This window comes from Maribacter spongiicola (assembly GCF_004364165.1).
GTDB classification, from domain to species: Bacteria; Bacteroidota; Bacteroidia; order Flavobacteriales; family Flavobacteriaceae; genus Maribacter; species Maribacter spongiicola.
Genome location: NZ_SOAY01000010.1, coordinates 716,039 through 732,980, shown reverse-complemented (window position 1 = coordinate 732,980; position 16,942 = coordinate 716,039). Strand labels below are relative to the sequence as shown.

At 35.7% G+C, this 16,942-nt stretch carries 6 protein-coding genes; 1 reads left to right on the top strand and 5 read right to left on the bottom strand.

Going from position 1 to position 16,942, the window contains the following annotated elements:
* Positions 1-15: 15 nt before the first annotated feature.
* From CLV90_RS03745 to CLV90_RS03730, 4 genes are all read right to left on the bottom strand, one after another.
* Complete coding sequence (locus CLV90_RS03745; protein WP_133686167.1) at positions 16-2,334, bottom strand: GumC family protein; 2,319 nt, start codon at positions 2,332-2,334, stop codon at positions 16-18.
* 111 nt (positions 2,335-2,445) lie between these two features.
* Entirely contained in the window at positions 2,446-3,237 is a 792-nt protein-coding gene (locus CLV90_RS03740; RefSeq protein WP_166638528.1) for a polysaccharide biosynthesis/export family protein, read from the bottom strand.
* A gap of 202 nt (positions 3,238-3,439) precedes the next feature.
* Positions 3,440-4,132, bottom strand: coding sequence for a 4'-phosphopantetheinyl transferase family protein (locus CLV90_RS03735; RefSeq protein WP_133686165.1), 693 nt, complete (start codon positions 4,130-4,132; stop codon positions 3,440-3,442).
* 36 nt (positions 4,133-4,168) lie between these two features.
* On the bottom strand, positions 4,169-11,554 hold the full coding sequence (locus CLV90_RS03730) for a non-ribosomal peptide synthetase/type I polyketide synthase (protein ID WP_133686164.1): 7,386 nt from the start codon (positions 11,552-11,554) through the stop codon (positions 4,169-4,171).
* Between the two features lie 528 nt (positions 11,555-12,082).
* Here CLV90_RS03730 and CLV90_RS03725 point away from each other — a divergent pair.
* A complete protein-coding gene (locus CLV90_RS03725) occupies positions 12,083-12,943 on the top strand; it encodes a class I SAM-dependent methyltransferase (RefSeq protein ID WP_133686163.1) in 861 nt (286 codons plus the stop codon).
* A 20-nt stretch (positions 12,944-12,963) separates the two neighbouring features.
* Here CLV90_RS03725 and CLV90_RS03720 read toward each other — a convergent pair whose 3' ends face one another.
* Positions 12,964-16,917, bottom strand: coding sequence for a non-ribosomal peptide synthetase (locus CLV90_RS03720; protein ID WP_133686162.1), 3,954 nt, complete (start codon positions 16,915-16,917; stop codon positions 12,964-12,966).
* Positions 16,918-16,942: the final 25 nt, after the last annotated feature.

Here is a 16,942-nt window from a genome sequence, read left to right as displayed (position 1 = left end):
CAGGTTAACTAGTTACTATTTAGTAGTAGAAACATCGTTCATTACCACCAATGGGTTCTTAAACTTTTTATGCACTCTAACCTCTTCTATAACATTTAGATCTTCTAAGTTTGAATGGTTGGAGCGTACCATATAAAGACAGCAATCTGTATACTTTGAAAGCGCGAGGGTATCTGCCAACTTACCTATGGGAGCAGAATCAATTATAATATAATCGAACTCATTTCTTAATTGATTCATTAAAATATTCATTCTGTTAGAATTGAAAGACTCTAGACCATCAATATTTTCTGACCCCAAACCAATGGCAAATAGATTAGGATTATTACTAACCGGTATCAACAGATCATTGACCGTTATGGTATTATGGCTTTGATTTAGATAATTAGAAATGCCATATTCTTTTCTTGTCTCACCAAGTGCTTCAATTAATTCAGGGTTATGCTTATCCAATTCAAGTATTAGAACCTTAGCACTTGATGATGCCAAGGCAACACCCATATTTGAAGAGAAAAATGTTTTTCCTTCTCCCTTAATTGCCGAAGTTACTAGAACAGTTTGTACCTTCTTTTTAGAAAGCATGAAATCTAAATTCATTCGCATCATTCTAAAACTTTGCGCCAAGGCACTTACTTCTTCGCCTTTTTCAATTAAATTTTTATCCGATGTATTATGGGCAATTTCACCAATTACAGGTACACCTGTTTTTTTCTCGATATCGTTCTTGTCTTTCACCTTCGTATTCAACATATCTCTTAAGTGAATTACACCTATAGGTAGGGCAAGCCCCATTAAAAAGGCAACTAAAAGAAATAGTTTTTTACTTGGCGAGCCAGATTCAAAGTCGGTTATAGCACTATCGATAATGGTGAAATTATCATTTCTAACACCAACCATTAAAGCTGCTTCTTCTCTTTTCTGTAATAGATATAGAAACAAATTTTCTTTAATACCTTGTTCTCTACTAATTTCAAGTAGTTGTCTTTGCATTGTTGGTATTCTCTGCTTCTTTTCTGCAAACTGATCAGATCTACCCTTAATACTGCTAATAATAGTTCGTAAGCTTTGCTTAGATGTTGAAAGACTACCCAATACATTTCGCCTAAGCTGCTCTAATTGATCTTTAATATCAATCATTCTAGGATTGTTTTCCGGTACGGTTCTTTGTAGACTTTTCTTGTCTATCAATAGTTTGTTATAACTATCAATTAGGTAGATTAAATTTGGACTCGTAACACTTAAAGAATTGATGGTAGATTCACTATCACCGCTTTTTAAATTACGTTCTATAGCGCTTAGCACCTTTAATTCAATTTCGGAATCGGCTAATTTTCTCCCGTAATCTATTTCTTGTTCAGCAAAAGAATTTGCATCGAACTCAACACTTGCCAGTTCATTATCTGTTTTAAATTGTGCCACATTCAATTCTACCTCACTAAGTTCTCTAGAAAGCGTATTTAAACGATCATCAATAAATTGTACATTATTCAACGCCAAGGCATTCGTAGCCAAATATGATTTCAGGCCATATATTTCAACCAGGGTATTAATAATATCTTCCCCTTTTTCCGATATTTTTTCTTTTAAAACAATATTGATTACCGAAGCATCTTTATTGATCACATATACGCTTAAGGCTTTCTTTACATAGTCTTGCGCCATTTCATCAATATCCCTAAAATCTACAATGAACTGGGAAGCTTTAGATGTATTATTTTCATTTGGAACTAATGTAAAAACTCCATATGGCTTTTCAATTTTATATCCGTAATTATAGGTATTATAACCATAATCAGAACTAGCCGTATTATTTTCTTCTAATGAATCTTCAAATTCCTCTGAAATACTAAAACTTTCTTTACCCTCTAATTTTATGGTCAATGTAGTTTCGTAAGCTAAAGGAAATAAGGTGTCAACTACCATTTTAAAAGGTAATTCAGATCCATAAATTTCTTTGGGAGGAAAAGCATCTGGAACGGTAAATCTACTTTGCAATGACAACGTATCTAACACCGAACGCATTAAGTTTACCGAGGTTAGTACCTCAATTGCATTGTTCACCCTTTCTGAGTTACTAAATGGATTATTGTTCCCTAAGTTATTGCCCGATGCATCTATATTAGAAGTTTCGTTCTTTAATAATAATTTGCTAGATACATTATATGATGTATTTATAAATTGTAAAGCAAGTATGGCTAAACCTAAAAATATTACTAAAGAAATCAAGAAGAATTTCCACGATTTAAGGTACTTGGCAAACAATGCTTTCAAATCAAAATTTTCTCCGTTTTCTTTGGAAGACAGTTGTGAATCGAAATATTCCTTTTCAGTCATTACATTCAATTTTATAGGGTAATAAGGCTTCAGTATACATAACCGATATAGGTTGGTTATATCACCTTAAGATTTAAGTAAACAGTTTTTAAAAAAGATATCTTGTTCAGCTTACTTGAAAGTAGAGATGGAAATTACCGCTAATGACAAAGATCCTAGTATTACTGAAAACCATTGGGCAGCATTAGACGTATTTCTAACCTTTCTATCGTTAGGTTGCACATATACAATATCATTAGGTCTTAAATAATAATTAGGAGAGGTAAACAATTCGTCTGATGTTAAATCAATTCTTTTGGTACTCTTAATACCATCTTCTTCACTAATCAACAACACATTATTCCGCTGTGCGTAAATGGTCATGTCACCGGCCATACCCAATGCCTCTAATAAAGTTACTTTCTCATTAGGAATGGTAAATACAGCAGGCTGATTTACTTCACCTAATACAGAAACCTTAAAATTCATAAATCGAATATCTACAATCGGCTCCATTAATAATTTTTTCGAGATCAATTCTTCTCTAATATATTCTCTTAGCTCTTTTTTGGTCAACCCAGAAACTTCTATTTTACCTAACACCGGGAAACGTATAAAGCCATCTTGATCAATTAAATACCCTGTAGGTTGCGCACCACCAGCATTATTGGCGAGATTGAACATCTCTGTAACCTCAGCATTTAAACTGGTTATGTTTATGCTTAACAAATCGTTCTTTTGTAAAATCGGTTCTAATGGTTCAAAATAAGTAGCAAACGAATTGTTACCTACTTCATTGAAGTAAGAAGATTTTTTAGCACTGCCACAAGATGAAATTTGTACTGCAACGAATAGTAGTAAAGCATATTTAAATACGTTGACTCTTGTCTTTTGTAGGTTAAATGGGGAAATAATAGCTTTCATAAGTAAAATAATTTGACGCTTATAGTTAGTAAACATGGTAAGGTTCAAAATTACTTTAAACAAAAAACTGTTTCACTTAAATTCCGATATCCTAGTTTATAAAATCGTCGTAATTAAGAAAAACGGCAATTCAACCTTTTTATAAAAGCAGTTGCTATATTTAAGTAGACACTTTAACGGCCACAAACGATGTTTACCGCAATTATCGAAAAGTTTTTAAGCTATTTACCGACCCAAAATCTGTAAGTAATGCGGGTTTTAGACCAATAATCGTTAAATCTTCGTCATGAATTAAGCTTTGTGTCGCCATATGACATTTGTAGTCAACATCTATACTGATTTCATTTAGATAATAGGACTGGTCAGCGATGACTGTAGATCGATTGCTGATTTCAAATGATTGTAAAGGTATATGCAAGCCAGACCCGTTAGATTTGACGACGGCTTCTTTTTGGGTCCAATAGGTATAGAACTGCTCTAATACCTTTGGTGCCTTAAGTATAGTTTCATATTCTAATGGTAAGAATTGATCTTTGAAATCTTCAATAGGGATAGCACTGATTTTCTCTATATCAACACCAATGGCACCCACCGATGTAATTGCGCAAACAATTACATCATTAGAGTGCGAAATGTTGAATTGAATAGATGAGTTTTCTAAAAAGGGTTTTTTATCCTTAGAGAAATTCATCTTGAGGTTATCTATATCTACTTGATATAAATTTTTTAATCCGTAAGCTAAAAGCAACCTACCTAATATGGTCGATTTCGCATCTTGCCAACGCTTATATTTTGAGTATTTACGTACAAACTCTTCCGAAAACATATGCTCTGCATCCGCAAAGAAAGCATCATTGTCGCAATTGGTTAAATACGTAAATAATAAATGTGTCATTTAAAAAGGCAATCTCAGCTTCAAATTTTTCTTGTTTTAAATATCAATTTTCATGTAACCACTTTCTTGGTTGGCATCTGCCACATACCAAGCTGGTTGCCCTTTTTCATCTCTACCTAAACGCGCACCAACTACTGGCGGAGTGTTCAATTTATCAAAAGATGATTGGGAGCTAACCACATGATTACCGTTTACGCCTTCTTTGGTAAGTATACCTACTTGTACCAAATCATCAATTGAAGACAACAAGGTTTTCATTAAGAAATCTACATCATTACTCGTATATGCTGTGGTCAAAAAACATGGGAAACCGTCCCAAATATGGATTCCTTTTTCACGCATACTAACAAATAGCAATTCTGAATACGGAATATCTTTCTTGAATTTCAATCTCCATAGAGAACCGAAATAAGTGATTTCTATCGGGAGTCCGTCTTTTGCAAAAGTAGCATTCAAGCTTTTTGCCATACGTTCTGTCATAGCAGACACATTTGCCTGCAGACTTGGACCTTGTTCTTTCATATGAAGCAAGGCTGCCTTTGAAGAAGCCAAAGCTAAAGGATGACGAACAAAAGTACCTGCAAAATAGGTAACACCTACCTCAGGGTACGAGTCATCACCATATTGCCAAAATCCGCCATCAAGCGCATCCATATACTCCTTCTTACCTACAATAGCACCTATGGAAACTCCGCCGCCCATAACTTTACCGTAAGTTGCCAGATCAGCTTTTACATCGAATAATGCCTGTGCACCACCCGGATGCATTCTGAAACCAGTAATAACCTCATCGAAAATAAAAGCAATCTCTTCTTTAGTAGTTAGTTCTCTTACGTTCTTTATAAATTCTACGGGTTGAAACTCTGGTCTACGACTTTGAACAGGTTCTATAAGTACCCCGGCAATTTCATGGGCTCTATCTTTTATGATCTGCAAACTTTCGTCCGTTCCATAATCAAGAATCAACATATTTTGAACTGCTTCTGGAAGTATACCCGCAGCAGCCGGGAACGTTTTCTTTTTCTGTGAACCTCTTACGATACCTTCATCATTAATACCATGATAAGCACCAGTAAATGCAACGATAAGCGAACGCCCAGTAACCGTACGTGCAATACGCATAGCGCCAAGAACAGCTTCTGACCCTGTGTTACATAAAGCAGCTCTATCATGACCTGTAAATTCACATAGCAGTTCACAAACTTCACCTGCTAAAGGATGTTGTGGACCTACTTCATAACCCAATTCAATTTGGTCATGCATCGCTTTTTTAATGAAATCTGGTTGATATCCAAAAAAGCAAGATCCAAATCCGTTTAAGGCATCTATGTATTCATTACCATCTACATCCCACAAACGGTTACCCGCAGATTTACCGATTACTACCGGATACACTAATTCTTTAGTTAATGGCTTAAAGCCAGATACTACTCTTGGATCTGCCATTTTAGCTCTATTATCTTGAGCGTAGTTTTTACTACCAATAGTTTTGGTATTGTACTTTACCGTAAGATCTTTTAGATATTGTGATTGTGCCTGATCTAAACCAGTTGATTGCTTTTCGATTCTTGGTGAAGCACCGAACGGTTTTTTATGCTCAAGCTTTTCCTCTTCTGATCTTGAATCTAAACTAGAAGACCCATTCACCACTTTTGCCGGAGCAGGATTTGATACAGCAATAGGTTGTGGAGCTTGAGCTACAACATTACCTTGTAATAACTGAAGTTGTCTACTTAATAGGTTAAGCTGCTCACCTATTAAGCCAATAGCCGTTTGGTTGGTAGCCGAAGTAGTGTAATCAGCAGGAGCAACTTGTTGCACTTGATTAAAAGCTGCAATGGGTTGAGGAGCTGCTTCTGCAACCGGTTGTGGCGCCATAAACTCGGCAGGCAAATTCTGATCTAAGTAATTCGCTAAAAGCTCAGGCGTATTGATATCTTCATTTAGCTGCCTAAATGTAATCGGAATTTTAAACTCTTTTTTACAGGTAATCGCCATTTGTGTTAGAATTAAAGAATCTAATCCTAACTCTAAAAAGCTACTGTTTTTGTCGGCAACTTCAAGCTCAATTCCGTATGAATTTGAAATCAGTTCTGAAATTTTATTTAAAATAGAGACGTTTCTCATTGGTGCGGCACTTTTTGGTTTTTCTATTATTCTAGTTATTGGCTGATCGGAATTTAAATGGGTTCTTTCTTTTGGTATAGAAACGACGGGATCGATCCAGCATGGTTTGCGGTCAAAAACATAGGTTGGTAATCTAAGTCTTTGTCTTTCTTGGTTTTTATAAAAGGCGTTCCAATCTACGGTAAGACCAGTTAGCCACAATTGACCTAAAGCTTTCAATATTCCGTGATAAGAATTTTCATCTTTTTTCGGGATAGATAATGAAGCTAAGGATTTTATATTTTTTGCGCCTTTGTTCTGGCGACTTAAAGTGGTAAGCGTATTACCGGGACCCACTTCTACCAACACCACATCTTCTAACTTCACCATGGTATCCATAGCATCTGAAAAACGAACAGTATCTCGTAAATGGTTTGTCCAGTATACATGATCTACAGCTTCTTCATTCGTAAGCCAAGTACCTGTAACGGTAGATACTATTGGTAATTCGGGTATATTTAAGTTGATATTCTTAACCACATCACCAAATTCTTCTAAAATAGGATCCATCATAGAAGAATGGAAGGCATGACTGGTAGCAATTAAACGGTATGGCAAACTCTGCTCTTTTAAAAGCTCACTGAATTTCGTAATCTCATCATCTTCGCCAGATACTACACATAGGGTTGCTGAGTTTACAGCTGCGATTGATAAAGTCTTCGGAAGAATTTTTTCTAACGATTCTTGATCTATTCTAACGGTAAGCATACTCCCTTTTGGAAGTCTGCTTACCAAAATACCCCTCATAGAAACCAATTTCAAGGCATCTTCTAAACTGAAAACTCCCGCTAAATGTGCACCTACGAATTCGCCAAGACTATGTCCGCATAAAACGGTAGGCTGAATTCCCCAGCTCATCCACAATTGTGAAAGGGCATATTCTATCGTAAATAATGCAGGTTGTGTATAACGGGTATCTCGTAACTTGTTTTCTGCCTCTTCAGAATTCACATCCTGAAAAATGATTTCTCTGATATCTACTTTTATAGTATCCAACAAGACATCGGCACAAGTATCAACAGCCTCTCTAAAAACGCTTTCCCCATCATAAAAATCTTTACCCATATTTAAATACTGGGAACCCTGACCAGGCAGTAAAAATACAATCTCACTCGGAACATTTTTCACCACTGATGACTGAGTCGCTTTTAGATCGTTATCCATCAAAAACTCAGAAGCGTCTTTTATATCGCTCGCTAAAATAAATCTACGATGGCTAAAACTAGCTTTAGTCGTACTTAAGGTAGCCGCAACATCGGCTAAATTCAAATCTGGTTTAGCATCGATATGATTTTTTAATACTGTTTCGAATCCGGCTAAACTAGTTTGTGTTTTTGCAGAAATAGGCAATAATTGTAATGGGCGTTGAAATTTAGAAGTCTTCGCCTCCATTTCATATTCCTCAACCACAACGTGTACATTGGTACCACCTACACCGAATGAACTGATACCTGCTCTTCGCGGGCCTTCAACTTCCCACGGAGTTAATGTATTGGTGACGTAAAACGGACTATTTACAAAATCAATAACAGGATTAGGTTTCTCAAAACCTAAAGAAGGCGGAATTACTTTATGATTAAATGCTAAGATTGTTTTTATGAGACCGGCAACACCTGCTGCTGCAGTCATATGCCCCATATTACTTTTTACGGAACCAAGACCACAAAAATTCTTTTTTGATTGCGCACCAAAAGCCAGATGAAGACCTTCTATTTCTATAGGATCACCTAATGGAGTCGCCGTACCATGTGCCTCTACATAGCTAATGGTATCAGGTGAAATATTGGCATCGTCGATAGCACTTTTTATCGCATTTGCCTGACCTTCTGCACTTGGTGCCGTAAAACTACCTTTTTCTCCTCCGTCGTTATTAATACCTACACCTTTAACAACCCCATAAATAATATCTCCGTCTTTCTTAGCTTCCTCTAAATTCTTTAAAACGATAACACCGGCGCCATCACTAAAAACAGTACCCTTTGCTTGAGCATCAAACGGTCTGCAATGACCATCTGTACTTAACATAGAACCTTCTTGATAAAGGTGTCCGCTATTTATTGGAGCGGTAATACTAGAACCACCCGCTAGGGCAACTTCGCAGTGACCGTTTCGTATAGATTCTACGGCTTCGGCAATCGCCAATAATGATGTAGAACATGCCGAATGCACACTTACTGCAGGACCTTTTAGATTTAATTGATACGCAGTTCTTGAAGCCACATAATCTTTCTCGTTCACCGTATCTAACTGCAGTTGACCAATGCTTTCTACGACCTCACTATTTGGTAGTACATTCTTTTTATAATAGGTGTTTGTACCTGTACCAGCGTAAACCCCTACTCTACCTGTATAATGTTCTGGCAAATGACCAGATTCTTCAAGAGCCTCCCAAGCCAGTTCTAAAAATAGACGTTGTTGGGGATCCATAGCTTCTGCCAATTTAGGCGTTAAACCAAAGAAACGGGCGTCGAACATTTTTGCAGAAGGCACTACACCCCTTGCAGCAACATATAAGTGATCATTTCGTAAGGATGCCGGAATACTTTGATCCAATTCTTCTTTCGTGAAAAATGAAATCGTTTCTTTTCCATTCTTTAAAACATCCCAAAATTCATCAATGCTATTGACACCAGGAAACCGACCTGCCATACCGATTATGGCAACATCGTTAGACTTATTGTTAACTTTTCGCTTACTAGAAAACAATACTGTTTTCTTTTCACCGCCCATAAATTCTGAAAGCGTAGAAATCGTAGTATGCTGATATAATTTGGTGACCGGAATTCTTATTTGAAGCGTTTTCATAATGGCGTTGACCACTTTTTGCGCTACAATAGAAGTACCGCCCATTTCAAAGAAGTTATCGTCTAAACCTATACCCGATACTTTTAATTCTTTTTCCCAAATACTGGCAAGTCCTTTTTCAGTCTTAGTACGAGGTTTTCTAAAAATTACATCAGATGTTGCCCTTAGATACTCCGGTTCCGGTAATTTATCTTTATCGATTTTACCGTTAGAATTTGTTGGAAACTCATCTACCCACATAAAAAATGTAGGCATCATAAATTCTGGTAAAGTATCAAAAAGCTCTTTCCTAATACTACTTATTTCAGGTTTTTCACCGTCAGCCAATAGGTAGGCAACCAACCTGGCTTCACCTTCTGCATTTGTATTAGGCAATACCACCGTACGTTTTATCCCGGCAATGGCATCTATAGAAGATTCAATTTCCCCTAATTCTACTCTGTGCCCACGGATCTTAACTTGGTGGTCTATTCTACCTATATATTCTAAAGTACCATCAGAAAGTCTTTTTACTAAATCACCCGAACGGTACATTTTTTCTCCCTGCTCAAAAGGATTATCAATAAACTTCTGATCGGTCAGTTCTGGTCTGTTCAAATAACCTCTTGCCAAACCATGACCGGAAATACATAATTCACCAATAACACCTATAGGTTGCAATTGGTTATTGGTATTTACCACATGAGAAGATAATGTTGATATACAGTTACCAATATTAGAAATATTGGTTTTGATATCTTCATCATCAATGATATTAAAAGTGGTAAATATGGTCGTTTCTGTAATACCATACCCATTTACAAATTGAATACCTGGGAATTTGCGATACCATTTTTCTAGATACTTAGGAAATAGTGCTTCACCGCCAAAAATGACATATCGTAAATTTAAATCGATATCACCCGTAGGTAGACTGCCCATAATATTTAAAAAGGAAGATGGTGTTTGATTTAAAATCGTCACCTTTTCCTTAATTACCAAGGACATGAATTCATAAGGATCTTTAATTACCTCTTTCGAAGGAATGATTAGCTTGCCCCCAAATAACAATGCCCCGTACATTTCCCAAACCGAGAAATCAAAACAATAGGAATGGAACATGGTCCACACATCGTTCTCTGTAAAATCATAGAACTGATCATCATTAACAAACAGACTTACAATATTTCTATGCTCTAATTGCACACCTTTAGGTTTACCCGTAGTACCAGAAGTATAAATAATATATATTAAATCGGTTGGCTCAAGTTTGATGTCTTTAATGTCTTCAGTAGAGTACGAATCACGAGTTGCGTTAAATTCTTCTATTTCCGAAGCATCAACCGTAAAATCGCAATTACTATCTTCTTTTATATAATCGATTCGCTCCTCTGGATAATTTGGATCTACAGGTACATATACAGCACCTGCCTTCATAATACCCATCATGCTTACAATCAACCATTCGCTACGCTCCAATATCAAGCATGCAAAATCACCTTTTGCAGCGCCATGTTTTTTGATAAGGTAGTTGGCAAATTGATTCGATAGTTTATGAAGCTCATCATAGGTTAACGAATTTTCTTCGTAAACAACCGCTATGTTATTCGGAGTTTCAACTGCTTGCTCATTTAATAGATCAACAATAGTTTTCTCTCTTGGGTATGCTGCATAAGGGGTATTGAATTCTTTCAATAACTTAAATCGCTCTTTTTCTGAAAGTATATTAATACTACCAACTGCTGTTGATGGTTGTTCAATTAAAAGCGGGACAATTTGCTTGTAATGTTGCATGAACTGCACTATCAACTCTTTATCAAAAATAGTCTCATTGAAAACGAGGTCGAATTTGATATGCTCATCAGCAGTATTCAATACAAGCTTAATATTAGAATCGGTTTCAACCAAACCTATAAATTTAATGGACTCTTTAGCGTCGTTGTCATTTGAAATAACAGCCGCGTCTATTACAGAATTTATCGCTAGTACAACATCTAAAACAGCATTCTCACCATTGTCCTTTACCAGATTAAAATCTTTTAAAAATTTATCTGTCGGGTATGGATTCGCTTTATGTAACGCAAGTATCTCTTTTGTTTGATTATGTAACGTAGTAAAGTCTTCAGTAGGGTCTATATTATTTCTAAATAGCGCTAAATTATTATGAGCATTGTCGTTATCATCGACCGTAAAACCAAAAGCAATATCAATTTGATTGGTGTATCGCTGTAAAAGCACACTCAACGCTGAAATTAAAAAAGCTTCGATGTAAGTATCGCCAGCTACGTAGGTTTTTACTTTACTGGTGACATCAGCAGAAAATCGGGTACGTAATAATGATCCTTTACCTACGCTATTTTTTACAGATAGCTTTCTACTCGGTAAGTCTAGTAATTTAACATCATCTAATAAAATATTCTTCCAATATGCTATTGTAGAATCGGTTATTAAATTCACTTTTTTGGCTTCCATTATAAAACAATCATTAGGTAATATACTTGTGGGGTTGAGATTTACTTATTTTTATTGGAAAATGGTGAACCTTTTAAAACACTAGATGAATAACTTCATAATTTCATAAAAAATTAATCCAACAGCTATTTGTTCAATTCATATTCAATAGACATTTCTGCCTCAAATAGTGCAAATAATCAATCACGTAAAATTACTAAATATCAAACACAGTTCAATTTCAAACAAGTTATGCAAAAGTAGTATTTCGATGAAAAAAAATTATTCAATTAATTGATTATCAGTACTTTATTTGAATTATTAATATTAATTAAACCCTTCATTATTTTTTTATTCCCTAAAATTTCATCGAGAAAAAATGACGTTCTTCGAAATTGAATTACGATTAAGAAAATGAGGGTAAATAACCATAGTTTATATGCAGATTTCATCGGTAAACGATTTTAAATATCTGTTAAGAATCTTCCATTTAAAAAAATCAATCAACTTTTTCTCTAATATTGCATATCAATTGTTTTTTACCTTGTGATGAAAAGTAAAATTGTACTTCTTATAGGTGATTTACTTGTCTTTCTAATGCCGAAAAAAGCAAAAGAACTTGCTGAAACCGGTATGACTATTACCGATGGAAATAAGGTTACTTTAACTGAACGTTTTATTCGAAAATCTCTTTTGAGAAAGGTCGAAATAAATTCGGATCACGAAACCCTGTCTAGATTTCATAAAGCTTATTGGGAAAATCAGGGTAACCACTTTTTTGCTGCAACATCAGACTCTTTTGAAAAAAACTTTTTACCGGAATGCTCTTTTATTTTTGAATTATTGAAGGAGAAATTATCAACTAAAAATGAGCGTTTCAATACTATAGTTGAGATAGGAACAGGTAATGGAAAGGTCTTGAATTATTTAAGCGAACAACTCCCTCAAATCGAAAGATTTATCGGTATCGATTTAAATCAAAATCAGATTTCACAGAACAGAATAACTTACAAAAAGAACACTCAGCTTGAATTCGTAGCTAGCGATGCTTTTGATTGGGTGAATACCTATGCAAACAAAAACATGATCTTTGTAACTTCCAGAGGAGTACTAGAGTACTTTACTGAAAGTAGACTACAAGATTTTCTTCAACAGGTAAATCGTTTAGGAAATACCGTTTTCATCGCTATTGAACCCAACGGCGTTGATCATAATTTAAAACTTAATAAACATTCAGAGCCCTATGGTTATGAGCGTTCATTTTCTCACAATTACGAACTACTGTTCAAAAATGCAGGCTTTAATTTGTGGCATCACTCTAAAAAAGAAAGCAGTACAGAGCACTACTTAACTTATATGGGTGCTGACAATTATAGCGAAAAAGAAATTTTAGCCGCTACTACTGTTTAACTGTTAGTAAAATCTAAGCTTTAGTTATTATCAAGCACTCTTTGCAGCGATGCAGATAAAACCTTATCATTTGGCGGATAAAACATACTCAGGTGATCCCCTGGCACATAATGCAGCTCAATTCCGTTTTCCGCAAAAGATTTCCAGCCAAGATGTACACTATCGTGCGTATAATCAATTACATCTTCGATTCTAAATAAGTCGACCTTTATAGGCAATGGTTTTAGATGATAGCTATCAACGACCTTATTGTGCTCAATAATTCGGCTTTCATACTCCCAATCATAATCTGTTTTGGCTACTGTAGTTTTATCTTTTTTTACTCTTAAATACAATTTCTTTAAGTTGGCTTTAGTGACTCCTATTCTATATTTAAATCCTTCTACACTTGATAATTGCTTTAAAACATGCAAAGTCTTATTCGCTAAATAATTAAAATAAGCCATCTTTTTGCCTAAACTGGTACTCTTACCATAATGGGCATATGCATAGGTATCTAAAAGCGCCAAGGCAGAAATCTCTTCTCCTTTTGCCATTAATTGTTTTGCCATTTCATAGGCTATAATACCACCAGAAGAATAACCCGCCAACTTATAGGGTCCTTTTGGCTGTGTTGCCAAAAGCGCTTCATTATAATGCGCCGCTATTTCTTCTACAGAAGTCAATAATGCTTCTTTACCGTTTAGTCCTTTCGCCTGAAAAGCATATATAGGCTGATCAGGATCCATATGATCCTTTAAGGTTTTAAAAGAAAGTATATTTAAACCTGCTCCGTGAACTATAAATAGCGGTGTTTTAGATCCATTAGGCTGAATTGGGACCATAGAATCCCAGGTTATGGTTTGCTCCTCAATTTTTAATAAACTAGCCAGACTTTTAAGCGTAGAATATTCGAACAAAGAAGATAACGGCAAGCGCTGACCAGATTTTTCTTCTAGCCTAGTCATTACTTTAGCCGCAATTAACGAATGCCCACCTAGTTCAAAGAAATCATCGTTTAGATTCACATGATCTAAAAACAAACACTCTTTCCAAACCTCTGAAACTAATTTTTCAGCTTTACTGAAAGGTTGAATAACCTCCTCATTAGTAGTGATATTATGCGTATCATCCGGTAGACCTTTTCTATCTAATTTACCGTTAATAGTTACGGGCAGTTTATCTAATTTAATATAGTCATGGGGTAACATAAAAACGGGTAACTCCGCCGCTAATTGCTTCTTCCAAAGTGCAACATCAGAATCCCATTCGTTACCATCATAGACTACATATGCTTTTAAAGCATTATTTCTAACATCGGTGGCTGCTGATTGAATTCCTTTCAGCTTACTTAAAGAATGCTCAATTTCTCCGAGTTCAATTCTATGTCCGCGAACTTTAACTTGTTCGTCTTTACGACCTAAACATTCAATTTGACCATTAGGCAAAAGCTTACCTAAATCTCCAGATAAATACATTTTAGTGTTCGTTTCAGCTTGAAAAGTATTGTTGACGAAACGTTCATTTGTAAGTTCCTCTTGTCCTAAATAGCCTTTGGTCAATCCGTCGCCACCAATTACGATTTCTCCGACTTCTCCTATTCTCACTGGTTTCCCATTAGCATCTAGAATATAAATATCGGTATTTGCGATAGGCTTCCCTATGGTAATCGGATTATCTTGATCGGTAATTTTTGTAAGTATGCAGCATACCGTGGTTTCCGTAGGTCCGTAAATATTCCAAACTTCATCAACCTTTTCTAGCAATTTTAATGAAAGTGCTTTAGAAACGGGTTCACCACCAATAAGCGCTTTAATGTGCAATGGTTTTTTCCAACCAGAATCCAATAAAATTTGCCAGATGGTGGGTGTACCCCAAATTACAGTTATTTCATCTTCTATTGCTTTTTGTAATAAAAGATGTCCATCTTTTCGTGTTTCTTCATCGACCAATACAACACTTGCACCATGAACCAATGGTAAAAAAATCTCCATCACCATGGCATCAAAAGAGATCGTGGTAGTTGCGAATATTTTATCGTTTTGTGTAATCCCTGGCTCTTTGCCCATTGAAAACAACAGGTTTATCACATTATTATGCGTTACCTGAACTCCCTTTGGCTTTCCTGTAGATCCAGAAGTATAAATGATGTACGCTCCTGCATCAGAAGGTACATTTACATCAATTATGGTTTCACTAGTTTCGTTTGCTTTGATTCTTAATTCTTCAACGAAAATCGTTTTGACACCATGCTCAAGTGCCTGTTTTGATTTGTCACAAATAAAAAACTTCGATTTAGCATCTGAAATCATCAATAAGGTACGATTATCAGGGTAGCCGGTATCTATAGGCACATATTTAGCTCCGCATTGAAGAATTGCGAATAACGTAGCAATTAACTCAGGTAATCTTTCCAATGAAATAGCCACTGTATCTCCTGGTCTTATGCCTTCCTCCCACAGGTAAACAGCAGTACTATTTATTTTTCGCTGCAACTCTGCATAAGTAACCTTCTCGTTTTTAAATTCTAAGGCAATTGCCGTTGGTGTGCTTGTAGCTTGTTTATATAACAGCTCATGAAGGGTAGTATTTGGGTAGCCTAATGACCCCCCTTTTACAATACTATCTTCGTTCGATCTGTTAAGTATTTCAGATAATTTAGCATTAGGCTGTTCAATCAATGTATTTAAAATAGCATTGAACATTTCGCCCATAGCCTGTATGGTATTTTCTTTGAATAAGTTGGTATTATACGACCATTCCAACACTATATTATCTTTTGACCCAGTTGCATTCAAGAATAACTCGAAAGTCTCATATTCTCGTTCATTACTATGGTATTGATACGAAAGTCCCTCAAAAGTAACACCATCGTCCAAATCCATATCCACATTAAAAACTACCGGCACCAATGGCACTCTACCAGGAGTTCTAGGAATATTAAGTTTCTTCAATAAACTACCAAATGACAATTCTTGATTTTCAAAAGCATCAAAATTGGCAGATTTTCTTTTCTTTAAATAATCTATAAAACTGTCGTCGATATCTAGATTACTTTTCATCGGCAACAACTTCACGCAATGCCCAACAAGATGTTTTGCCCCCATTGAAGATTGCCCTGCAACAGGTAACCCAAGCACAATACCTTCTTGTTCGGTAATCTTATATAGCAAAATTTCAAAAGCCGCCATTAAGGTCAATACCAAACTAGAGTTACCTTTAATTCCGGTTTGTTTAATACCTTTTACTACATTTTTATCTAATAACTGGTTAATTCGTGCACCGTTATAGGTTCTCTTCGTTATCTGTTTAAAATCTGTCGGAAGATTAGTTGTCGGAATATCGTTTCTAAAGACATTCAACCAATATTGTTCGGTTTGATTGAATTCGGGACTAACTTTTATTTCATTTTGATGCGCCACATATTCCGTATACGGTACAGCATCAGGAAGATTGTGAGATACATTTTTAACCTTTGCAGAATACAAGGCTCCCAATTCTTGCATGATGATACCTAAAGACCAACCATCACATACAATATGATGCGTGGTGATTATAAACTGAAATTTATCCGGTTCAGTTCTAATAACGGCGAATCGAATTAAGGGTTCTTTGGTTAGATCAAACGCTTTACCAGTATCGTTCTTGGTATAGTTTTTTATGGCAGCTTTCTTTTCCTCGACCGACAGACTTGAATAATCTTGTAAATCTAAGTTTGCGATTATGGAAGCAAATACATTGATAAATTTTCCATCGGGACTAAATACAGAACGTAAAGCTTCATGCCTACTAATTAACATATCAACAGACCATTGTAATGCGGTAATATCTAAATCACCTTCAAATTCAATGGTTAATGAGAGGTTATATGCCTTATTCGCATCGTCACCACCAAAATAACAAGAATACCAAATTTCTTCTTGCGCATCTGTAGTATGCAGAATATGTTTTATCTCTGGACCTTCAAAAGGGTTAAAATGTGTTAGTACTTCCAAGCTTCTTTAATAATATAGGTTATGC